20 protein-coding genes and 1 pseudogene are annotated in these 23468 nt (G+C 59.1%); 4 read left to right on the plus strand and 17 right to left on the minus strand.

The genetic code is table 11. From position 1 onward, the window contains the following. The 3 genes from V474_RS15605 to V474_RS15615 form a co-directional block, all read left to right on the plus strand. Positions 1-640: Mu transposase domain-containing protein (locus tag V474_RS15605; protein ID WP_407938341.1), on the plus strand; the 640-nt coding region annotated here is incomplete at its 5' end. Then, positions 630-1409, plus strand: coding sequence for an IS21-like element helper ATPase IstB (gene istB / locus V474_RS15610; RefSeq protein WP_059151300.1), 780 nt, complete (start codon positions 630-632; stop codon positions 1407-1409). The genes V474_RS15605 and istB, both read left to right, overlap by 11 nt. A 351-nt stretch (positions 1410-1760) precedes the next feature. After that, the gene (locus V474_RS15615; protein ID WP_059152381.1) at positions 1761-2513 is read left to right on the plus strand and encodes an NYN domain-containing protein; all 753 of its coding nucleotides are present in this window, start codon (positions 1761-1763) and stop codon (positions 2511-2513) included. A 75-nt stretch (positions 2514-2588) separates the two neighbouring features. Here V474_RS15615 and V474_RS15620 read toward each other — a convergent pair whose 3' ends face one another. The 11 genes from V474_RS15620 to V474_RS15680 form a co-directional block, all read right to left on the minus strand. Continuing rightward, positions 2589-3371, minus strand: a complete 783-nt coding sequence (locus tag V474_RS15620) for an HNH endonuclease (protein WP_059152382.1) — start codon at positions 3369-3371, stop codon at positions 2589-2591. 24 nt (positions 3372-3395) lie between these two features. Then, positions 3396-6053, minus strand: a complete 2658-nt coding sequence (locus V474_RS15625) for an ATP-binding domain-containing protein (protein WP_059152383.1) — start codon at positions 6051-6053, stop codon at positions 3396-3398. Continuing rightward, positions 6046-6396, minus strand: coding sequence for a hypothetical protein (locus tag V474_RS15630; RefSeq protein WP_059152384.1), 351 nt, complete (start codon positions 6394-6396; stop codon positions 6046-6048). Before V474_RS15630 ends, V474_RS15625 begins: the two co-directional genes overlap by 8 nt. Before the next feature lie 2 nt (positions 6397-6398). Beyond that, on the minus strand, positions 6399-7505 hold the full coding sequence (locus V474_RS15635) for a hypothetical protein (RefSeq protein WP_059152385.1): 1107 nt from the start codon (positions 7503-7505) through the stop codon (positions 6399-6401). An 83-nt stretch (positions 7506-7588) separates the two neighbouring features. Next, complete coding sequence (gene tnpC / locus V474_RS15640; protein ID WP_059150137.1) at positions 7589-9190, minus strand: IS66 family transposase; 1602 nt, start codon at positions 9188-9190, stop codon at positions 7589-7591. 41 nt (positions 9191-9231) lie between these two features. Continuing rightward, positions 9232-9585, minus strand: a complete 354-nt coding sequence (gene tnpB / locus V474_RS15645) for an IS66 family insertion sequence element accessory protein TnpB (protein ID WP_059150138.1) — start codon at positions 9583-9585, stop codon at positions 9232-9234. Next, positions 9569-10021 carry an IS66-like element accessory protein TnpA gene (tnpA, locus tag V474_RS15650; RefSeq protein WP_059150139.1) on the minus strand — a complete coding sequence of 151 codons (453 nt, stop codon included), beginning with the start codon at positions 10019-10021 and terminating at the stop codon, positions 9569-9571. Before tnpA ends, tnpB begins: the two co-directional genes overlap by 17 nt. Before the next feature lie 242 nt (positions 10022-10263). Next, positions 10264-11405 (minus strand): IS3 family transposase gene (locus V474_RS15660; protein WP_148649328.1). Its coding sequence is split into 2 segments (ribosomal slippage): positions 10264-11165 and positions 11165-11405, totalling 1143 coding nucleotides; the frame shifts between segments, so codons are not numbered across the junction. 56 nt (positions 11406-11461) lie between these two features. Further along, positions 11462-12904, minus strand: coding sequence for a hypothetical protein (locus V474_RS15670; RefSeq protein ID WP_201786045.1), 1443 nt, complete (start codon positions 12902-12904; stop codon positions 11462-11464). Beyond that, positions 12901-14712 carry a phospholipase D family protein gene (locus tag V474_RS15675; protein WP_059152387.1) on the minus strand — a complete coding sequence of 604 codons (1812 nt, stop codon included), beginning with the start codon at positions 14710-14712 and terminating at the stop codon, positions 12901-12903. The genes V474_RS15670 and V474_RS15675 overlap by 4 nt, the downstream gene beginning before the upstream one ends. Continuing rightward, entirely contained in the window at positions 14709-15866 is a 1158-nt protein-coding gene (locus tag V474_RS15680) for a DUF6361 family protein (RefSeq protein ID WP_059152388.1), read from the minus strand. The genes V474_RS15675 and V474_RS15680 overlap by 4 nt, the downstream gene beginning before the upstream one ends. A gap of 472 nt (positions 15867-16338) precedes the next feature. Between V474_RS15680 and V474_RS15685 the strand changes: the two are divergent. After that, a pseudogene (locus V474_RS15685) lies at positions 16339-16659 on the plus strand (DUF736 domain-containing protein). Between the two features lie 281 nt (positions 16660-16940). Here the strand turns inward: V474_RS15685 and V474_RS15690 are convergent. The 6 genes from V474_RS15690 to V474_RS15715 form a co-directional block, all read right to left on the minus strand. Next, entirely contained in the window at positions 16941-17903 is a 963-nt protein-coding gene (locus V474_RS15690) for a plasmid partitioning protein RepB C-terminal domain-containing protein (RefSeq protein WP_059152389.1), read from the minus strand. Further along, entirely contained in the window at positions 17896-18795 is a 900-nt protein-coding gene (locus tag V474_RS15695; protein WP_059152390.1) for a plasmid partitioning protein RepB C-terminal domain-containing protein, read from the minus strand. Before V474_RS15695 ends, V474_RS15690 begins: the two co-directional genes overlap by 8 nt. Continuing rightward, positions 18795-20369 (minus strand): recombinase family protein, encoded by a 1575-nt coding sequence (locus tag V474_RS15700; RefSeq protein WP_059152391.1) that lies wholly within the window; start codon positions 20367-20369, stop codon positions 18795-18797. The genes V474_RS15695 and V474_RS15700 overlap by 1 nt, the downstream gene beginning before the upstream one ends. Positions 20370-21123: 754 nt before the next feature. After that, on the minus strand, positions 21124-21612 hold the full coding sequence (locus tag V474_RS15705) for a type II TA system antitoxin MqsA family protein (protein ID WP_059152392.1): 489 nt from the start codon (positions 21610-21612) through the stop codon (positions 21124-21126). Between the two features lie 2 nt (positions 21613-21614). Further along, positions 21615-21929 carry a type II toxin-antitoxin system MqsR family toxin gene (locus V474_RS15710; RefSeq protein WP_059152393.1) on the minus strand — a complete coding sequence of 105 codons (315 nt, stop codon included), beginning with the start codon at positions 21927-21929 and terminating at the stop codon, positions 21615-21617. A gap of 86 nt (positions 21930-22015) precedes the next feature. Beyond that, positions 22016-23284, minus strand: a complete 1269-nt coding sequence (locus V474_RS15715; protein ID WP_059152394.1) for a tyrosine-type recombinase/integrase — start codon at positions 23282-23284, stop codon at positions 22016-22018. Positions 23285-23468: the final 184 nt, after the last annotated feature.

Below are 23468 nucleotides of genomic sequence, written 5' to 3' on the forward strand. Positions count from 1 at the left end.
GCATGCTGAGGAAGCTTCCTGCCTGATGCCGCTGGGCAGGCCCTTCGATGGTTTTGTCGAGCAGACCAAGCGCGTGTCGCCAACCTGCCTCATCGCCTTCGACCGCAACCGCTATTCCGTTCCGGCATCCTTCGCGAACCGGCCGGTCAGCCTCCGGGTCTATCCGGATCGCCTGGTCATTGCTGCCGAAGGCCAGATCGTGTGCGAACATGCCCGGCTCATCGACCGCTCCCATCACAAGCCGGGACGCACAATCTATGACTGGCGGCATTATCTGGCGGTGGTCCAACGCAAGCCCGGCGCTTTGCGTAATGGTGCCCCCTTCCTCGAGATGCCCGAAGCCTTCCGGCAATTACAGGGCCATCTCCTTAAGCGCCCAGGTGGCGACAGGGAGATGGTCGAGATCCTGTCTCTCGTTCTGCATCACGACGAGCAGGCCGTCTTGCATGCAGTCGAGTTGGCTCTGGAAGCAGGCGTCGCCACCAAGACCCACGTTCTCAACGTGCTGCATCGCCTTATTGACGGCAAGGCGCCGCCGGCAGCGCCGATTGATGCGCCTCAGGCCTTGCGCCTGACGCAGGAGCCCAGGGCCAATGTCGATCGCTACGATACACTCAGGGAGATTCGCCATGCGTCATGACCCTGCCAGCGCCGCGGTCGTTGTCATGCTGCGCGGCCTCAAGATGTTTGGCATGGCCCAGGCCGCCGGCGACCTGATCGAACAGGGCGCGCCGGCCTTCGACGCTTCCGTGCCAATGCTGTCGCAGCTGCTGAAGGCCGAGATGGCCGAGCGGGAGGTCAGGTCCATATCTTATCAGATCAAGGCGGCCCGCTTCCCAGCTTACAAAGACCTGGCAGGCTACGACTTTGCCGCCAGCGAGATCAACGAGCCACTCGTGCGCCAACTCCACCAGGGCGACTTCATGGAAAACGCCGACAACGTCGTGTTGATTGGCGGACCCGGTACCGGCAAAAGCCATATCGCCACTGCCCTGGGCGTCCAGGCCGTCGAGCATCACCGCAAGAAGGTCCGCTTCTTCTCCACGGTCGATCTGGTCAACGCGCTTGAGCAGGAGAAGACGGCGAACCGTTCCGGCCAACTGGCCGAACGTTTGCTGCGTCTCGACCTCCTCATCCTCGATGAGCTGGGCTATCTGCCCTTCAGCCCATCAGGAGGGGCCATGCTCTTCCATCTACTCAGCAAGCTGTACGAGCGCACCAGCGTCGTCATTACTACCAACCTGAGCTTCAGCGAATGGTCCGGCGTGTTCGGCGACGCCAAGATGACCACCGCGTTACTCGATCGCCTCACCCATCACTGCCACATCCTGGAAACCGGGAACGACAGCTTCCGCTTCCGCGCCAGCACCGCTGCGCCCAAGGCCAGAAAGGAGAAGCCAGCATCTTGAACCTGCCCGTCAACGGCAGCACATAACTAATACCCACCCGGGTCAATTCTCGACGGTAATCCCGGGTCACATCTCAGTGGCAATCAACACTGCGGGTATCTGCGGTCAGAATGGCGTAGCGGAGTTGCCGAACCTCGATGGTCATGCTGCTAATGCTCCCCCGTTCTCTTTCTTGCCGACATTGAGGCGCAATCAGACTGAAATCGCAATATAAATTCGCGATAATGGAACGAGGTCAGAGATCGATCCGTAAATTTACTTGTCCAGTCAGGCGGATGCCGGAATTTAACTTCAAATCTGTTTGATCTATTTTGGAGACAAATTTTAAGGGCGGCGTGGTAAGGATTCGACATGTCGAATGAACCCCGTGCTCCACGTCTTGCTGTCCTCATCGACGCTGACAATGCCTCCTCCCGTATCGCTACCCGTCTGTTCGAAGAGATCGCCAAAATCGGTGAAGCCAGTGTGCGCCGGATTTATGGCGACTTCTCCGGAACCCGCCTCAAATCCTGGGCAGAGGTGCTTTCAACCCACGCAATCCGGGCGCAGCAGAATTTCGCCTACACCACCGGCAAGAATGCGTCTGACATTGCGCTCGTGATCGACGCCATGGACCTGTTGCATACCGGGCGCTTCGACGCCTTCTGCCTGGTATCGTCTGACAGTGATTTCACCGGGCTTGCTGCCCGAATCCGCGAGCAAGGCATCGATGTATATGGCTTCGGCGAGCAGAAAACCCCCGAGAGCTTCCGCCAGGCTTGTCGACGCTTCATCTACACGGAAAATCTTCTGCCGGAGGCGCCGACCTCGGAAGAGCCCGAACGCGCCGATCTGCGTCCTGCGGCAGCCAAACAAGCCCCAAGCGGGGCCGCCCCGCTTATTCGCAAGGCCATTGCGCAGCTGGACGATGACGGTGGCTGGGTTCCCTTGGGCCGAGTGGGCCAGCGTCTCGCTGAACTCGCGTCGGATTTCGATCCGCGTACCTATGGTCAGGCCAAGCTCAGCGATCTCGTCGACAAGGCGGGTGCCTTCGAATCTCGAAGGACGGAGTCAGGGCATGTCCAAATCCGGCTGAAAACCAATGGAAAGACGATAAAAAAATGAACGTTGGTCCAGCCCAATCGAGGCGTATCAGCAGCCCCTGGGCACAGACCTTCGATACTCATCCAGCTGAATTCTTTAATCGGCCACCCATATTTCGCTGCGGTGCCAAGCCAGTCGGCTTCTTTGTTCATCTACCAACTGCAACGGCGGCGCTTTTTCCAGCGCCAGTGCAAGACGCGCTGATTTGCCAAGGCTGGGCGAGGCAATAGCATTGCCCAAGTCGTCGAAAGTCACCAGGCCGCTGTCGAATGCGGCGTCCCACAAGGACGACAGTAGCAAACCATTGTGGACATTCAGCCTTTCCTGATCGCTTTCGCAATCGGCCCAAGGGATTATATGTGAGGCGCGAAGCAGTTGCGGCTCAACTACGCCAGTGAAGGGGCAAGTTCTGTTCCAGTAATCCATGACTGCTACCCGGAATCGATCCTGACCTATCCGGACCTTCTGAGCGCGTTCGGCCTCTGTGTCGCCCAGGTGAGAGGTTTCCCGAATGAAGTCTTCAAAGGGCAAAGTCGGCAGGCTCAGCGACAGGCGGTAGACTGCACTGACGCCCGCAAAGAGGGCGTCTCTGGTCATGAAGGCAAAGGCTGCGGCGTGCCCCTTTGCACAAGGCCCGGCAGACTCCGCCTTGAGTTCCCTAGCTGCACCTGGATGAGCGACTGACAAGAAAAATGGCCCATTCAAGCCAGATGCCGTCGCAGCGACAGCAATCTCGCCCGGCGCAGACGCAGACGAATAAAACAGCCAACCAGCTGCCTGACCTTGGGCAATGCGATACCCCTGACCATTGGCGGCATCCCGGAGCTCAGATTCAAGCGCAAACGGGTAATCAAAAAGGCGCTGCCCGGTGTCGATCATGCGATAGGTTCGCTTTCAATCTGGTCACCAGTTCTCGTGAAAGAGCTGTGAAACCGGTTCCATCGATCCCGGGAGTGCGTTCCCAGAACAAGTGAGCCCCAAAAAAGTCGCAGCACGGGTAGCGCCGACGTAAATATAACGCTCGAAGAGCTCGGGTTCTTGGCGGGCAAGTTCGTCAATATCGACAAAGAAGATCGCCTCGAACTCAAGGCCCTTGATGTGCTGAACCTCAAATATTCTCACGTCATTTTCGGGACCGATAGCCTGGCCCTTTGGACATGCCACAGCACGAATGGCTTGGTCTTCCAGGGCTTCATTCAAGGCATCGGCAAGCGGTTGGAGCTGGTCTTCCCGATTCACAAGCACCGCAATTGACGGAAGAAGCTCGGAGAATCGTTCGATCTCGCGAACTCGCGCAGCCAACCATCGAGCAAGCAGCCCTATATCCGCCAGATCCATTCCAAGGACTGGCGAAACCCCTTCATTTTCCATGAATTCGGGGAGGGTGGATTGGCTTTCTGCGTCACCTGCAATGACCAACTGATTGGCGAATTCATTCAGCTTCCGACTTTGCCGGTAGACGATCGAAACTTCCCTGATGTCAATGTCAGGGAAAAGCCACTTGAGCTCATCCTTGGATCTCGTGCCCCATTTTGTGAGGCGCTGATTGAAGTCGCCGATCGCAAAGAACGAATCTGTGCGGGGGTCGACCAAGGCCGTCATGCAGGCCAATTGAACTGGCGAAAAGTCGGTGGCCTCGTCGACTAGGATCTGATTGCGCTGCAATCCAGCTACATCTTCAAGAATTGCTGGAGACCGATCACCCAGACGACGGAGCAGCTGGGCATCGCCAGAAATCTGGCGGGCTGCACGCAACATCGCCAATATCACGATATCAAGCTCAAGCGCATCGACATCTGCTGGCCCGAGTAGCGCTGAATACCAGTTACCCTCGGCCAGTGATTCACGGCGGAAACGGCGATATCTTGCCGGAATCTTTGCCACAAAATTAGTCGGCGCTTTGGAAATCTGGGTCATGGCACGCTGCATGACAATGTTCGCACCGACCTCACCAAGAGCCGGCAGCACCAGTTTCCTATCGTCCAACCAGGACAAAACCTGAGCATTCCGGCTGGTCTTGGCAGGAGCTCTCTTTGTGACTTCTGCCACAGCTTTTGCGCGCAACGCCTTATAGAAAGCAGCCTCGGCGGCCCGAAGACCCTGTTGAGGCACCGGCTCGTCGTCCTCATCGTCACCGTCGGGGTCGTCGAGCTCGTCCTCATTCTCTGGTGTCAGCGTAGCGACAAAACGCGCCAGCGCCTCAAGCAAACCCTTGTCTTTGCGGACCTCGAGGGAAAGCATCGATCTTAGGCGTTGCCGGGTTTCGTCCCGCGATGTCGCCAACAGCTTCTGCAAATCTTCGAGCAGACCTGCCAGCTCGAACAGGAGGCGCGCAGGCCTCCCCTGGCTCCGCTCGATCGCCGCGCCGATCTGGGTTCCGATTGCCGCGACCTTCGGGTCGTTAACCGCATCAAGGCGACCCGCAGCTTCCCCCAGTTCGTCAAGGAACAGCGCCTGTTGAAAGGCGGTGAATGCTTCGAACCACTCGATCTGATGAGCGGGCGTTTCAGTCTTCAGAATGCCTGGCTCGGGCTTGATCACCATGCCCTTTCGCTTGCCGGACCGGAGGATCGGCAGGCTACGCCGGGCAATTACGTGGCGATAATCTTCCCATGTCTGGATGCGCTCGTCAGTGACGGGCACATCTTCCCTGTTGAACGCCGCCTTCACATACTCCTTTAGAAGCGTGGTAGGCGTGAACATCAGCCAGCTGTGCGCATGATCCAGTCCGCTCGCTCCGGGCTCTTCAACAAGGTCCTGTTCCTCTGGATCGAGGTGAGCAAAGTCCAGTTTCTGACGCAGGCGCTTGATCAACGTGGTCGTCTTGCCTGAACCGGGAGGGCCAAGGATGGCGAGACGGCTATCCAGCGGCAGGCGGAAAATCTCGTCCTGATACTGGTCCAGCAGCGGCTGGACGCGCATCTGCATGGCGGTCAGAACCGAGCGTTGAAGACCCTTCACAATGTTGTCTGCGGCGTCTGCCTCGGCCAGCTGCCGCTCCAGCTCATCGATCTCGTCTTCAGCGAAACCGTCCGCGCGCAACAATTCGCGCAGCGATTTGATGGTCTGCGGCGGCTGCTTTTCCAGAAAATGGACCGCCGGGCGGGAATCCCAGACATCCTGATCGGTCGTCGGCTCGAACGTCAGCTTTTGCCGAACTTCAAAATAGCGCCGGCCAGCGGGCAAAGTGATATCGGTCCCTTCGCCCACAGGCAGGGAGGCAAGCCGCCCCTTGCCACGATTGTTCAGATAACTGCAGAGCTTGATGCCGGGAATGTTTAGCTCAGCGTTCGGCGTGATGTAGATCGTTTCTACGTTGTCATCTTCATCAGCCACTTCAAGCCGCGCGATCGCTGGTTTTCGGCATAGCTGACGCAGATTGCCGGTCCGCTCCAGATTGCGGTCTTGCATGCTCTTCGCAAGCGTATCCGCTGTAGCGTGATTGATGCTCGCCATCGCATCCAGGGTAAGCCCACGTTCGCCAAGGCGCTTTTGCGCGGAATCCGCAATCGCTTCGATGGTGATAAGCGCTTCATTGGCAAGGCTCTTCAGATTATCCATTTGCACCCCCGAATTCAAACGGCTCCGGCTGCTCTTGTGGAGCCGGAGCCTCTATCCCTTGATCTGTCGCTGGCGGCTTGCCCGCCCACATTGAAAAGCAGCCCATGGCTGCTGCCACTTCTTCGGTCGTGCTGGCACCGCTCACATCGATGCCGAAATCTTCCAGCGCATCGCGCGCGCCGTTGAACCAAGCCCGCAGGTAAGGGCGCAGCGCGAATAAGTCGCTGTCCAGCTCCTTCGCGATGATCCGGGAAACTTCCATGAAGTTGCGCTGACCGGCTTCAAGATGAAAACCGGCCACCTGCGCGCCACTGGAGAACATCTCGGAATCAAAATTGCTCATCGTCAGAAGTCTGTCGCAAACAGGCGTTTTTCGGCAGGTGCGCCATGCAATTCCAGACGTTGCCAAGGCTTTTTTCGATAAGTTTCAGGAGGGGCCGTCGTCGTAGTGACAATGTATTGAAACAGAGGTGACGACCCCATCGACTCCAGCTTCTCACCCAGAATAAATAGTCGATTATAAATCGAAAGGCCCAAATCGGCCTCGCGCGGGCTGTCGTGTATTAAAAACGCAGGGAGTTGGGTGCGACCCTCAATTGTCAAGAGCAACGCTGCAATGTCAAATGCAACGATTTTCAACGAATCAACAGCTGCAGTTGATCGCTCACCACCCATCTGTAAGCGTAAGTTCAGCTCATTCTGATCCAGATTGACCGCGCCACTTGCACCATCAGCGATAAGAAACCTGAGTACAGCATCAAACAGGAGCGAAAGCCGCGCCACAGTCTGAAGCGAGGCGTTGCGCTCGTCGATAGCTTTACGGGCTTCACCGGCTTGTTCAGCGATCAGCTTGTCGATGGCGACTGCGCTGGTCTGAAGCTCGCTCAGATGGGCAGCGTACCGCGTACTCATGGCGACATCGCCTTTCGCTTCTGACAAGCGCTTGGATTGCTCGATTAAGGCCTTTTCCAGCCTTATGACGGCATCTTCTAAGGGCTTCAGACCCTGCTCTGCAGAACTTCGTTCATACTTTAGGTTGTTCTTTTCCGTAGTCAGGCCGCTGATATCGTTTGCCAGCGACGTAATTTTTCCGACCACATCATCCTTCTCTTGTTGTCGTTCAGCCACGAAATCCAGAGCGGCCTGATCCATCCTGCGTCCGCATTTTTTACAAACTGGATTTTGAGCATCGTAAACATGGGTATGAGCATTGTTGGCATCGCTATCGAGCACTTTCCTCAATTCGGCCTTACCCGCCAAATCCCGGTCAATCTCGGCAAGCCGGACAGTAATTTTTTGGAGTGACTTCTCCGCATCGGCTCTTGTTGCGCGAGCCTGGACCAATTTGAACGGAAGTTCAGGGTCAACGGCCGCTTCTGTCGCTTTGGCGATTGCGGTAGCCTTGTCCTTCCAAAAATCAGGTTGTGCTTCAGTTCCACCGTAAGCGCGCATTTCGTAGCACGTTGCTTCCGGAGGCAGTGCGGCCATCATAGTTGACGCTGGACGAGCCAGGCCACCGCAACGACGTCGGCGGGTCAGGCGGGTCTTTCGAAGTTGAATGGCAGCAGGTCGTCGATATCGGCGTCGTGAGGTCGCTGGGGCAGTTCAGTGAGGACATGGCGTAGCCACGCGAGAGGCTCGACGCCGCAGGCGCGGCAAGTCAGCATCAGGCTGTAGGTGACGGCGCTCGCCCGTGCGCCGTCCACTGTGTCGCAGAAAAGCCAGGATTTTCTTCCTGTTGCAAAAACCCTGATGTCACGTTCGAGAAGATTGTTATCGATCGGCATCCTGCCGTCTTCGACGTAGCGCGTCAGGTATTCCCACTGGTTGAGGGTGTAGGATACCGCATCACCAAGCTTGGTTTCGGGCATGACCTTCGGTGCGATCGCATCGAGCCACGCCTTGAGGGCATCCAGGACCGGGACGCTATGTTTCTGGCGGAAGCGGCGCATGTAGCTGGCCTGCGCTTCCCCCTCATCGGGTATTTCGTCCCGCGCCTGCCTTTCGATCCGGTAGAGCTGGTCGAAGAACTTGAGCGCCTGTGCGGGCGGCCCGCCTTGTTTCTTCCTCGCCTTGAGGGCGTCGGCAAAGCGCCGTCTGGCGTGGGCCATGCAACCCAGATGCGTGGCGCCTTTCAATGTGCGCCATGCCGTATAGCCGTCACTCATCAGGATACCGCGATAGTCGCCGAGGAAGGCCTGCGGATGTTCCTGCCCGCGACCGGGTTGATAGTCGAACAGCACGATCGGCTGTTTGCTGTCCTCGCTGCTGCGGTAGGCCCACATATACGAGGTGCTGGTAGGGGCCTTGCCCTCTTCCTTCAGCACTTGAACCGTAGTCTCGTCGCCATGAATGACGTCCTGGGACCGGAGCCGCAGCTTCAGGGCGTCATAGATGCGATACAGATGCCTCTCGCTCGAACCAATCACCCAATGGCCCAGAGCACCGCGGCTAACGGGTACACCTGCACGCTCGAAGGTTTGCGCCAGACGATAGAGCGGCGTGCCATCCACGTATTTGTGGACAAGGGCAAAGGCCAGCGTCGAGGCCGTGGCAATGCTCCCCGGCAAAGGCTGGGCGGGCATTGGCGCAAGGACGATCGGCGTGGCGACCCCGGTGCGGTCGCAATTGCGGCACGCATATTTGGCGCGGGCATTCTGCAGGACCGTGGCCTTCACCTCGATGTGAAGCTGCTCGGTTACCACTTCCCCCATGCGATGCAGCCGTTCGCTGCAGCACGGGCAGACCTTCTGGTCGTGGGCGAGGTCATATTCGACGCGCTGGCGTGGCAGGCCCGCAGGAAGTGCCTTGCGCCCGCGCTTCTTCCCTTCTGGTTTTTTCGCCTCCGGCAATCCCGTGTCGGGAAGATCGGCAGCGCCCGGCTCGTCGATATCGTCGTGATCTTCGTCTGCATCGTCCTCAAGGGCGGCCTGCTCGGCTTCATTGAAGACGCGATCCATGTGCTTTTCGCTGCGCGGCGCAAAGCGGTGCAACCGCGCCAGCGCCAGTTCCTCCTCAAGCTTCAGTATGCGCCGGGCAAGGGCGTCCCTCTCGGCCGCCAATGCCTCGACCTCGGCGGCTTTCGTCGCCAGAAGCGCCATCAATTCCGCAATAGTGGGCACGCCGCCTCGATCCATCGCAGTCTTGAATCGAAAGCCCGTTCCCGCGTCAACAGCCTTCAGCCGACAAACTGATATTGCCGCACCGGATGAGGGACCATTGCGTCAATATCGATCCCGTCGAGCAGCCATCGCAATTGCTCGGCGGTGAGCGCCACCACCGTTTCCGCTCGTTTGGGCCATCGGAACTTGTCCTCCGTCAGCGCCTTGAGCACCAATACAAAGCCCGACCGGTCAAAAAACAGGAGCTTCATCCGGGTCCGGCGCCGGTTGCAGAAGGCGAACGCCGCGCGCTCGAACGGATTGAGGCCCATCGACTGCTCGACCAGGATCGCAAGGCTGTTGATCCCACAACGGAAATCGATCGGATCCCGGTGGAGATAGACGCGCAGATCTTCAGCGAGCCGGAACATTGCAATGCCCCAGCGCATCGATCATCACCGCCAGTAACTGCGCGTCACACCCCTCCAGCGTCAGCGATACGCCATTTGGCATCGACGCCTGCAGCCGCACTGACGGTACCAATCCCGCAGACCGGATCGCGATCCCACCAGTGTGTCGCTCCGCAGGCGCCAGAGACGTCTCCACCCGGATAAACGCCGACGGATCCGGCAACGGCCCCGTGCTCCGCTGCCCCTTCGCACTCTGCCGCTCCTGATACTTCCTGACCCATTTGCGCAGTTGGTTGGCGTTGACACCATGCTCCAGCGCAAGCCTCGCCACCGATATGCCCGGCTCGAGGCACGCCTCGACCAACCGTGACTTCCCCGCCCGACCATAATAGCGCCGGCCGTTACTCGTCACCCTTACAACCTCAAGCCCATAGGAGCCCATCGGTGCCATCTCCATGTGTCCACCTCTTCCTTGGTGGACACATCCTTCACACCGCGTCACTCAACCGAACAGGTGCGCGGAATTTCGCGCTTACGTTCCACCAAACTTCTGAGCCAAGCCGGACTGCATATCTTCGACAAGGTATTCAAGGCGCCGCCGCTGGTTGCGAGCCTGCTCAATCTTGGCGCCCAGCTCTCGTGCGGTTTTCGCTGCGGTCATTTCTGCCGCTGACAGCGCATTGAGTAGCCCCTAGTTTTCTAGACGCCTTCTGCTTTCAAAATCTGCTGCCGTTCGAACTGGGCGGGTGACAGCATCCCGTTTCTGACCTGCTTGCGCACCGGGTTGTAGAACATCTCGATGTAGTCGAACACATCCTGCCGGGCTTCCTCGCGTGTTTTGTAGGTCCGGCGCCGGATGCGCTCTCGCTTGAGCGAGGAGAAGAAGCTCTCGGCGACAGCGTTGTCATGGCAGTTGCCGCGCCGGCTCATCGAATGCTCAAGATTGTGAGCCCGGATGAAGGCAGCCCAGTCCATGCTGGTGAACTGCGAGCCCTGATCCGAATGGATCAGCACCCGCTGCTTCGGCTCGCGCCGCCATACCGCCATGTGCAGCGCTTGCAGCACCGCATCGGTGGTCTGCCTGCTCTGCATCGACCACCCCACCACGCGGCGGGAATAGAGATCAATCACAACGGCCAGATAAGCAAAGCCCTCTAGGGTGCGGATGTAGGTGATGTCGGTCACCCAGGCCCTGTCGGGGGCAGCGACGTCGAACTGCCGGTCCAGAGTATTGTCGACCGCCAGGGATGGCTTGCCGCCATAGCTCCCCGGCCGACGCTTGTAGCCGATCTGCGCCTTGATACCTGCCAGCCTGGTCAACCGGGCAACACGGTTCGGGCAGCAGGTCTCGCCCTGATCCAGCAGGTCGTCGTGCAACTTGCGGTAGCCATAGACTTTGCCGCTGTCGTTCCAGGCTTGCCGGATCAACTTCGTCTGCCGAACATCTTCCCGGGCCCGTTGGCTCAGCGGGTTCTTCTGCCAGGCATAGAAGCCGCTGGGCTGGATGCGCAGGCACCGACACATCGATCGAACCCGGAACTGGTCACGATGCTCGGCAACAAATGCGTATCTCACTTTGCATCCCTGGCGAAATACGCGGTGGCTTTTTTTAGTATATCGCGCTCCTCGGTCACCCGGGCCAGCTCGCGCTTCAACTGGCGGATCTCGGCATCCTTGCTGGCATCGCCAGACACCACCTTCGCCAATTGCCGCTTCCATGCGTACAGCGAATGCTGACTGACGCCGAGCCGTTCAGAAACCTCCGCTACCGGATACCCGCGCTCGGTGATCTGGGCCACCGCATCACGCTTGAACTCATCGCTGAAATTGGGCTTCCCCATCGTCGTCTCCTGTCCTCAAAATTAGGATAGAAGGCGTCCAGAAATCTAGGGGCTACTCACCAGGTTAGCGAGGGAAGTATCCAAGGCAAAGCAAGCGCATCGGTCGATACGATATCGCCGAGTGCCCTGAGCTTAGCGCTTCCCCAAGAATCTTTTGGCGGCTTGGACCAAGTCGTGACCCCAAGTCGGGGGACGCTGCGCGTCGCGGGGAATTCAAGACCGCGCGAAATCTGATAGCGGTCGCCTAGTGCTTGGGCGGGCAAGGGGACCGACAGCCAATACGCGATCGTTGCAGTCTTCAGGTTCTTGGGCACCGCGGCGGTAAAGTGACGAAAGACGTCTAAGTCGTGTGGTTCGATCCGCACTGGATTGGGGGGTGGTTCGCTGCCTTCTCGGGCGGCGGGCCGTTCAGTCCGAGACATGAGCGGTGTCAGAAGCGCCTCAAGCCGATGCTTGATCGTCTTAGCCTCGCTGACTGCAGTCGCGCGGCTCTCGACCGGCAGGCGACCGATCACGTGCAGCAGATCTCCAAAGCGTCGAAATTGCGCCTCAGCCTCGGAGCGCACATCGGAGCCACCAAGAAACTCGATTAGATCGAACAGCTCGACGTGCGGTGCAGCCCCGGCGCTGGTCTCCCAACGCTCTGCATAGAAGCGGTATGGCGTGGCGGAGAGCAACAGGATCGGTGGCGGCGAGGAACCGTCCTTGCCCTGGAGCAACTGGCGCGCGAGTGGATTGTCTTCGCCGGCATCGAGCAACTCGCGGTAGCATTGAAACTCATCGAGGATCACGAGATCAGGCGTAGCGGAGTCGAGCGCCGCTTGCGCCAAGGCCTTTCGCATCAGGCCGATCGTGTGGCCATCCGCGATCTTCGGATTGTTGGCCGCACGCGCGATCGTCTCGCGCGCAGGCTTGCCAAATTCTTCCCTGAGAGCCCGGCCATAGGCGGTTTTGAACGCCGCCGATGCGTGCGCGAACTTGCGCTCAGCTTCAGCAAGTGCCCAGAACCAGCCCGTCGTCGCACCGTGCTCAATGAACCCGTCTCGAAACGTGCAGGTTAGCCCAGGGTAGATCTCGTCGAGCAGTAACTTGATAAATGCACGCTCAACCGCTTTGCCGCCGTAGAGGCGTTTTGTGCTGGAAAAAGACGTATGGGGCGTGAACGCGTAGAGCCGCAGGCTGCCGGCACGCTTCTCCTCAAATGGGATGAGGCCCACGCGATCGATCTTCGACAGCGCATCGTCGGCGTCATCCTCGTCTAGAAAACGCAGCAGCTCGACTTTATTCTGGTCCGCGACCTTATGGCCGCTCGAAATGTAGTAGATCGTGAATTTGCGGGCCTTACGAGCGAGCGCCGCAAGCAAGTCGCGGGCGACAACGGTCTTGCCGAGGCCGACCTCGTCAGCAACGAGGAACCGCCGTAACGGATTTGCGCCGGTAAGCGCTTTCGTTGCCGCAGCGACCGTTGCTTGCTGGAAGGGCTTGGACCGCGCACTCATGATGATGCCAGCTGGGTGCGGGCGATCGCCCAGATCTGCGCGAGCTGGCTCAAGTCTTTCTTCTCGGCGGGCGTGAGACTGCCATCATGGGTGAGCAGCGCATCGACATATGGCGCAAAGTGCTTATCGACCCGCGCGAACGCTTTTTCGTCACGCGCCCAGGCGGTGAGAATGTCTTCGAGTGTCAGACGCGTGAACCCAAGCGACTCGCGTCCCTTGGCAGATCCTCCCATTTCTTCGTCCCAAGCGATGTCGCCGATCGGTACGGTCTCGCCACCTAGCATAGCACGCATCCAGTCGTGGAATGCGCGCAGGCCCATATGACGTGCTAGGGCAGCAAGGTCACGCTTCTCATCTAGCGGTGGGTCGACCGTCACGCGCTGCATCCACCGCACGGAGTCTTCAGTCGAGCACACGCGCACCTGGATAAACGCGGATTGGATTGATAGCGGGATGATCCCTAAATCGAGGCGGATACCGTCCTCTGGCCACGGAAGAAGATCGCCGTTGGCATGCCCCGCAAACACGCGGTGGCTCGCATGAGCGAGTTTCGGTGCCTTTCTCGCATCTAGGACGAAGCGGTCGCCGTCACGATGGAGGATCGGATCCCAAGACGCCATGAGCTCCTTGCGAGATTCCTCAAGCGCGTCGGCTTCGTCAGTGCTGGCGGGTTTGACCTGAGCAAGTTCGTCGATCGTGACCGGGGTGGCTTTGCCGATCAGAAAAGCGAGACCAGGGTTGAACGCGGCGCTCGCCTCCAATTCGATCATCACTTCGGAATTCCGGCCGGCCCAAGCACGGTCGGTGGCGTTGGCGCTGCCAATCCGGACAATCGATCTGTCACCACTATGAAAAGCGATGAGTTTAGCGTGAAGCGCAAGTGGCTGCGGCTCGGCGTCATCGTCGTCGAGCGTAACAGCCTTGGCTGTTTCTGATGCCTTCTCTTCGGTTGTCTCGTCTGGAGCCGCGTAGGCCAAGATGCGCGAAAAGGCTGCGAGCGGCTTCCCCGATCGGTTCGCCATGTCGACCAGCGCCGGCATCGAGGAGACCAAAGTTCGCGCGCCCTTTGGGCCCCAGCGCCCCGCCATGCTGAGAAAATCCGAGGACAGAAACGGACTCACAATCGTAATGCCGTCGATCGCCCCGGCAGGAGGCTCAACGGCCAAAGCAGCACCGACTTCGAGGCCGTCGAGAAGTGCGCGTAGTTTAAAACCGTCCGGCGCCTCCCACCAAATCGCCTTCAATTCCTCGCTTATGTCCAAAGCATCCGCCCGTCCGGCATCACGGGCAAGCCTGGCGCCAAGGCCACTGATACCCTCGAGGCGCATTCGCCCTTTTCCGAGCTTCGCGTGCCCATCGAGAAGAACGCCTACTTCGAGATCCTGAGAGCGAGTAAGGTTGCGGCTGCCGATCCAGAGCTTCCATCGTGTCTGTCCCTTTGGCACGTCATACGCCACAAGCGCGATCTTTGGGTGCCAGCTGCCGACACGCTCATCATGCGTCTGCTCGACCACAAACTGATCGAGAATACCCGCAACCTTCGGCAGCGCGACAGGCCGTGCGATCCTCCCGCGCTGTATCACTATGCGCACTCGGTCCCGCAACTGATCAACCGCCTCAGCGAAATCGATCGCCGCGCCGGACCCCTTCTCATTGTTGCGGCCTATCAGTGCCAGCAGCATCGCGGCGATGGCCGAAAGGTCTACCGAGTAGGTCGCGAACAGTGCTAACCGGACGGCTTCGCCGCGCTCTGGACGAAGCTCGTCAAGATATGGCTGTCCCGGCCATGCAGGAGGGCGTCCATTCATGCGACGCCCTCCAAATCGCGGAGGAGCCGTTTGATATTGCCCCAGCGATAATGAAGCGGTTCCGCGAAACCATGCTTCTCGCCCTGCCATTCCAGGCGCCGATCGACACCGAACTGGCTGTTGGCGAGGCGAGCACGGTCGCCTTTCCGGCTATACTCGGCTCGCGCATAGACATTCAGCAGAGCCGTCGGGTCCTTCTTCCTCGAGCGGACCCACGCAAGGGTCTCGCGCAACGCAGACTCAACCGGCGCTGGCAGGATGCCAACATCGTCGTGGAACTGAGCGAAATCGAGGGCAGCGGCCTGCGATCCCCAGTCTTCAACGACCTCCCCTAGATCCTTACGGTGCAGGTCGTCCTGGGGCCGCTTGTCCCGCACTTCTTTCAATGACTCGACGAGAGCCGCATAGATTGCTCGGCCGATTGCTGAGAGCGCGGCGGCCTGTCCGGCGCGCTTCAAACGGGAAGCATCCTTGCCCGCAAGTCCGAGTATCTCATCGCCCCAACAATGCACGATATCGTCCAGAGGTTGCCCTACAAGCTTGGACAGAAGCGAAGGCTCGCTCGGGTCGCTCGGTGACCGGACAGCGCGAAGCTTGCAGGCTAGGAATTCCTTTTCTTTCGCCGACATCTCGAGTGTCAGCTTGCCATCGCTGTCCCATTCTATCGGTGGGTCGATCAGACCAGTAATGGGCCATGCGGCCGTCTCGAATGGCTTTCCGTCGTCGTCGTGCATCGATCGTTTGCTACCAGCGGTGAGCAAACGTGCCATGTCCGGCCGACTCCATGGGCGACCGTCGGGGCGGGTACCGATCAGTCCCCATTTCGCAAGCGCCGTCCAATAGACATAGGCCGGAGGCTGGCTGATGGCGCGGGGATAGACTTCGCCGCCGATCACGCCGTCTGGTTCTCCTCCATCATCGCCAAACTGCAGACGGCCAGTAAGCCTATGCTCGATATCGATAAACGCCTGCGCGAAGTCTTTCGGGATGGGCCGTTTCGCCCGTAAGCTCTGATAGAGCCAAGGGATAAGAAGCGCATATCGGAGCCGGGTGTGCAGGACTGAGGTTCCCGGAAAGAGATGGTCCGAGTAACGCTGGTGGACGATCAGGAAGCCGACTTCATCACGGACCCCGGCGTTGGCACCGAACATCATTTGCTCTGCTTGTCCAAGTGCCTTTCGCGACAGGAAGGTAAATCCAAAAGACGACAAACGGCTGTACCCCCAGGAACGTGGTGAATCTGATTACTGTTCGACACCGGTAAGAATAACCGGCCCCATACTTGTAGTGTGGCCCGCGCGCTGCAGCGTGATCAACCCCCTTCATTCACTCGTTCATTTTGGTCGATGGATCTCGTTCGCTGGTAGCGCCGCCATCTTGGGCATATTCCGTAGGCATAAGGGCCGTCTTTTACGTAGCCAAAACGGAGCGCTTGCGCGATCATCCTAGCCTTCTCCGCGAGAACGAAAACCACCCCTACTTGTCGCCCGTCTACGGGTCTCGGATCGCCTTAGGCCGTCAACCCCGTTCGGGGTTCGCCCTTCGCTTGCGCTGCGGTGACGGCGGCTCCCGGCCCCTTCTTTTGGCGCCATCGGGGATGGTCCCCGACCTGCAAGGAGAAACGACATGGCTACCATCGCAAACCTCACCGTGAAGTCCGACGACAGCTTCGAAGGCAACCTCGCGACGCTTACTGTTTCTGCGCCTATCGCGATCATCCCCAACAACCGCAAAGCCAAGGACAGCGAACCAGACTACCGCATTGTCAGCCGAAAGAACGGCTTCGAACTCGGCGCAGGCTAGAAGCGCTTCTCCCAGAACACCGGCGCCGAATATGTTTCGGTCTCGCTCTCGGCTCCGGAATTCGGCACCATCTATGGCAACATCGCCAACGCGCCGGGTGATGACCCTTCGAAGAAGGTCATCATCTGGAATCCGCCAAGCTAAGGCGCCGGGAGTGGCCCCGCCTTCGGGCGGGGCCACAGCTCCTGTCAGCGCTTGAATGCTCGACAGACGGGCTAAAGTGATGGGCGTGCGTAAAATCCCGCTTTTCGACGCACGCCCGCCTGCGACATGCGCGAAAAGCACGCATGCGGTCGGACCATATGACGGCCGACCTGGTGGGCTCCTTGCGGGTTCGCCGCCATCCCCACCACCACGATTGATCCGCCCCAACGTGCGGCGTCTCCCATGGTCCCCGCGCTTAATGGGTCCGGGGCCCCATCATTTCATTCCTGCGGCGCAGGCGCAGCAACCGTTCCAATCGTCTCGATTTCCGCGATGCGCTGAAACTCGGACAGGTATTCCTGCCGATTGTTCGACAGCCAACGAACGACCCGGGCGTTGCCAAGCAGCTTCGCGACGTAGCCGCGCGCAAACGTGAGGTGGAGGTTGTCGATGCCATAGCTGTCCTCGACCGATTTCACCTGTGTCTGGAGAGTGGCAAGCTCACGCTCCATCCGGGAAATCTGCTGGCTAGTCGGACCGACCAAATCGTTCTTGCGCGCCTTTTTCGCTGGCGCTGTCAGCTGATCTTCCGGTGTGGCCGCTAAGAGTGCGCGTGCGAAGATCAGCGAATAATTGTTCTGCCCGATCATGAGGTCCGCAGCCTCGATTTGACGCATGGGCGACATGCGGCGCAGCATGTCGAACACCCTCATCGAACAATTGGTGTCCTTGAGCATATCCGCTGTCTCGTCGCAGATACCGTCGAGCAGGCGGAAACGCGCGCGAATCGATCCCACCTCCAGGCCGAGGGCGTCGGCGATCACAGCCTCGGTGACGCCGCGCTCGACAGCCCTGACGATCATGCGGTGCTCCTGCACCGGGGGCAGGCGATTGACGCGCTTGTTGTATGTGTAGGTCTCGTCATCATTGGCGACGAGGCACTCTACCGTCTCTACGCCGAGCTGCTTCAGCACCTCGATGCGCAGATGACCATCAAGAAGGAAGTACTGCTCTGCATTCTTGGGGTTTGAGACGACGGCAGGGGCTTCGACCAATCCGATCGCTTTGACCGAACTCACGATCTGGGCGTATTTGCGGCTCTCCCGCACGCCCTCCCGTAATGTTTTCAACGGCACGATCTGATCGATGCGGAGTGTCACAGACTGCCGCTCAAAACCCAGACGCACACGATTATCGGCACCGGGATCCGCCGCCGGCCGTTCTGTTTGCGGCCAATCAGTCATCGATTTCCCCTGCGATCCGCATGGCCAGCGCCCGGGGCATCGTTTCGAGCCCTTCCGCCCTCAGCAGGGTCAGAAACCCGTCGTCCGTGAGCAAATCCTTGATTGCCTCAACAATGAAGAGAAGGCGGGTCTGCGTGAAATCAGATTTCTTCACGAGCAGACGCTGCTTTTCCGCCTCGCGCTGATAGACCTGCATCAGGTCGCCGGCCGTCAGCTTCCGATTAGTGCCTTTCCTTCCAAACTTTCCTGACGTCATAGACTTGCTGCGGCCGCGCATGCGGAGATCGAGAAGTCGGCGAACCGATGCCAGCTTCTTGCCGCGCAGCTTGCCGGTCTCATAGGCATCAAGGAGTAGGTTTTGCGCCTCTTCGCTTTCTGCACGCGAGATTTCCATGGCAAGGCTGATGGGGATCAGCCCCGTCTCGACAGCCGACAGCAACCTTTCTTCGCCGCGCTCGAGCAGGGTCACGATCATGCTGACCCACGAACTGGTGATGCCGATTTTGCGGGAGATCTCGGCTTCGGTGTAACCGCGTTTCCGCAAGGCACCGATCTCGTTCATGACGTCGATCGGACGTTGCACCCGGCGTGCAATGTTCTCCACCAGGCTCATGACGAGGCATTCGCTCTCGCTGGCTTCGATCACGACCGCCGGAATCTCGATCTGGCCAAGCATCTGGAACGCCTCGAGCCGCCCTTCGCCGCAGACCAAATCGTAGCGCGTGCCGCCCGGACCATCATGCTTGCTGACCGTGATCGGACGCTTGAGGCCGATGGTCTCGATATTGTTGACGATCTCGCGGTGCTGACGCTTGTTGCGCGCCCGGGGGTTAAGCACGGTGATCCGCGAAATCGGGATCATCTCGATGGTCTGGGGACGGGTAACGGTCATCAGGCAGCCTCCGCAACTCTGACGGGTGCAGCGATCTCGTAGAAGAAATCGAGAGCGTCGAAGCGGTACGCATCGAGCAGCAGGTCATTGTCTTCGGCGAGGCGCACCCGTTCGGCGGCAACATCAAGGCTCGGGAAAAGATAGTAGTCGAACGGCTGCCGGTTGCTGGCATCCATGCGGACCACGAGGGTGATGTCAGGCATCTTGGATGTGTCGAAGCGGATCTTCCAGCGCAGCAGACCCGTCGGCGTGGGCGTGCAGCGGACGATGACGATCGACAGACTGAACTCATCGTTCACGATGACCCGGTCCGTTTCCAGATCTTGCCAGGCTTCACTGCCTTGGGCCTTCAGGCCGTCGAGGACCTGGCGAAGGATGTCCGGGTGGAGGCGACGCAGCGCACGATTGACGGCAAGGTAGCGATAGTCGCGATCCGGCGAATAGCCGACGAGACTGTAGGCCCGCAGCAAGCTGCCAAACCGCGACGAATAGGCGCTGCTGGAGGGCAGGCCCTCACATTCGTCGATGATGATCCCCGAGAGCAGGCCCTTGCTTTCATAAACCGTGCGCAGCGCATCGAGCATTTCGGTATCGGACAGCCTGAAGGACCGTGCGCCGATGAGAGCCTGTGCGGCATCGAACAGGTCGCGCTCGACGATCGCCTCGAAGGCACCAGGGCTGCGAATCCACATTTCGGGGTGGTTGCGGACCCGCTTCTTCTTCAGCTTGAACGACTGCCGGTTCCACACATTGTCGCCGACGTACTTGCCGTTGATGAGGAGCTGATGGACCGTGCCGCGCGTCCATGGTCGGCCCAAATCGGTGGCGATGCCTCGGCTGTTGAGGTCATCGGCAATCTCGCGCTCGCTAAGCCCGTCATGCACGAAGGCCTCGTAGACGCTGCGGACTACCGCGATTTCTTCATCCGGCCCTGGTGTCAAAATCACCCGGTCGGTCTGGATGCTCTTGTGCTCGCCCCGCGTGAGCACGCCCTTTGTCGAGCCCGTCTCGTCGATCAGGGTCCGGCGCAGGCCGAACCCAGCAGGCCCGCCTTGGCGGTAGCCCTTCTCGATGAGCCGTCCCTGCCCTGCGAAGACCTTGGTCGACAGCTCCCGGCTGTATTCGCCGGCCATCGCGCGCTTCACGCCCTTTACGATGGTCGAGACGGGGCTGCCGTCATTCTCGAACTGCTCCGCGCAGTACAGCACTGCGATCCCGGCGCGCTTGCAGATGTACTCGTAGTAGGCGCTTTCATCAGCGTCCTGGAAACGGCCCCAACGGCTGATGTCGTATACCAGGATCATCGTGAAGTCGGCGGCACCGGTTTGAACGTCGTCGATCAACCGCTTGAGAGCGTCGCGTCCTTCGATCTTGAGCCCGCTTTTCCCCGCGTCTGCATAGGTTCGCACGATCTCGATTCCACGAGTGGCAGCATAGTGCCGGATCGCATCTGCCTGATTCTCGGTCGAGTATTTCTGATGGTCCGTCGACATGCGGACATATTCAGCCGCGCGCACGAGCCTTGGGCCATGCTCGTTCTTGCTGTCGCTGTCGTCGTAACCCCGGTCCTGCAATTTGCGCCCTTTCGATCACCATGCTGCCGTGGCCAGGGCGACCAACCGCTGCAGCGCGAACTACGGACATCTCCGGCATTCCCGCACTTTGACCAGTATATGTGGGAAAGGAGCGGAAGATGTTGCCGAAAAGGGGCAGGAGGTTGCCGACCTGGAAGGGGGCACTGGCTGGACGCCAAGACTATGCCGAAACCATCGCGAATTTACTGAGGCGTGAACACGGAGGCAGCCATCGCGCCGTGAAACAAATCATGAGCATGACAGACGCAAGCGAGCGCACTGTTAAGCATTGGATGGCTGGACAGCATGGGCCGGATACTGTTTTCTTCCTTCGCCTATTAACAAACTCTCCGGTGATCAGGGCATTTGTCCTTGGGCTGATCGAAAGCACACAAACAGCAGAATTAGCACATCAGCTAGCTACCCAGCTTCGCACGTTTGGCGGTCCCGTCATGCCGGAACCGCAAACATCCCGGCAGGATTGGCCTGAAAATGGCCGTATAAATGACCCTGAATATGTCCCAATAAATGACCCAATGAACAGAGCGCTGAACGAGAGGCAGCGCTGGTTTCTTGCCCGAGTCGGCGCTGGCCATTTTTGCCGTGCAGACGACATTTCGGCCGACTGGAAGGTAAGCCTCAAAACTGCACGGCGTGACATTGCCGGACTTTGCTCTTCGGGCCGCATTCGGTTTGTTGGCGCGCGTCGCAACGGACGCTATCGTATCATCGCCTGGGCTGAACTAACACAGACTCAGGCTGCGACAGCGGGGCTACGAACGCCCTTCGCGGAAGGCCCTTTCTTGCCGGAAGGCGTCGAAGGTTGCCGAATGCTATCCCGCGAGGAGAGCCTGCGGAGGTGTCGGAGAGTCTCCAATTCCTCGGGGTGGCGGTCAAGGATTTCGATCAATCCGACAGCAGCCTCGCTCGGCGGTGTCGTACCGCTCTCGTACTTCTGAAAAGCGCGACGTCCGCCACCGATAATCCGGCCTGCCTCTTCCTGGGTGAGGCCAAGCTTCTTTCGCACAGCCTTGACGCGCGCGGCATAAGCCGTGCGCAGCTCGAGATAGGCCTGATCCAGAGCTTGCAGCTCGGTCCCCGAATGGATGGAATCACCATCGCCTTCAGGATACCAGCCCAGCACCTCTATCTCGCGCGACATCGACCCAACGCTGACCGTTTGCACACGGGCGTCGCGACGGAGGACCTGGCCGGTCTCGGGATGAATCCGTGTCTGCGTCACCTTCAAACCTCCTTGAACGACGTAAGCACGACATCGATCAGCGTCTCGCCGGCAAACTTCAGATAGAGATACAGACCGTCGCACGGGATCCGGTAGCTGTCGTGCCAAACCTTCGAGTTCACCGGATTGTGAGCCGTCTCCGACTTCACAAAGTCCCGAGGTTCAAGGGCCTGTACAACCGCCACCACATCTCCGAGCGAGTAGCCCAAGGCTTGAGCACTACGCGTTGCCGTCCGCGTGATCTCCAAGCTTGCCACATCACAAAACTTCGCCTGCACGGCGGAGAGATTGTGGTGCGGGACTCTCTTTCTCGCCATTCAATATACACCTTGAAGGTTAATTTTCAACAGTGGGATTTCGGACAGAATTCCGCCCGGCGCGATCCAGGCCGGTAGATCAAAGGTCACGCGGCTTGCTGCATCGTTTGCAGTCGCGCCGCTCCGACCTCCAACAACCGAGCGATCTCATCCGAAGTCCGTTGGATCGCCAGCTTCAGCGCCTCATCGATATGGATGTAATCCTGCGTCACGTTCTGGGAGGCGTGCCCGAGCATGGCGCGGATCGTGAGTTCCGAAAAACCGAGTTCGCCCGCGATGCTCCCGAACGTATGCCGCAGGGTGTGGGGTGTCACCCCCGAAATCCCCGCGAGTTTGCAAACACGATCCAGGCAGGAGCTTACAGCAGTGTATGGGCCGGCCCCAACTTCAGACGGGAAAACGTGAGGGTTGCCGACGATTTCCGCCTGACTCTGGATTACTTTGAGCGCTGCGGGCCCAATTGCACGCACCTGCGCGCCGCCCTTGGTGTCAGGGAAGCTGACAAATCCGCCCGTAGCATTGACCCAGGCCCTCTGCATGGCTTGCGCCTCTTCCCGGCGATAACCGGTCAGAAGGAGTGTTTGCAGGACGCCCAGCGCAACAGGATTCTCATGATTTTGCTCGGCATAGGCAAGCGCCTTGCCGAGCATCTCGATCTCGGCAACACTCAATCGCCGGGTTCGCTTCTTGCTGGCCAGTTTCTTGGCGCCTTGGGTGGGATGGTTGGCCAGCAATCCCTTGTGCTTGGCGTGGCCGATGATTGCCTGAATTGTGCCAAGGCACCTAGAGGCGACACCGGCTCCGCCGGTCGCCTTTCCACCACGTCCACCAGTGCGGGCTTTGGCCGTTTTCCCATTTTTCACGTCGGATTGCATCTGCTCGACATCGGCGATGCTCAACTGCGTGACCACGCGCTTGCCGAGGAGGGGGATGATATGCGTCTTGATCCGGCTTTCATCCATATCAAGCGATGACGCCTTTATCGGGCGGTTCAGCCTTCCGAGGATGTTCCCGGCACGCGCCTCGATCAGGTACCAATCGCACATCTCAGCGACCGTCATACCTTTGCGTGCCCGGCGATTCTCGTCGGCGGGATCTTCGCCTTGGATAACAGAAGCGAGGTGCAGCTTCGCCTGATCGCGAGCTTGATCAACCGTCAGTATGCCATATCGGCCAATATTGATTCGGCGCTGGATGCCCTCTGGATTCCGATATTGCAGGATAAAGGTCTTTGTACCCGAAGACAGGATGCGTGCGCCGAAGCCCCGGACTTCTGCATCCCAGAGCACGGCTTGCCCTTTGGCGGGAGGGAGCAGCCCATCAACGCTGCGTTTGGTTAGCTTGACCGTGGGCATGAATTTTCCCCGTTTGGTGACAAAATTTCTGGCCGTGCATTTTGTCACCATATTGTCACCAGGCGCAAGCCCATTTTAGGCTACGCGATCGCACTTCGGAAAAGATGGGTTACGCTATATGACTGAATTTACGTACTTAATCCAAGTCAGGCGTACTCAGGAAAAGCCAGTCGGTCTTCTTGCC

This window comes from Novosphingobium barchaimii LL02 (genome assembly GCF_001046635.1).
Lineage (GTDB): Bacteria > Pseudomonadota > Alphaproteobacteria > Sphingomonadales > Sphingomonadaceae > Novosphingobium > Novosphingobium barchaimii.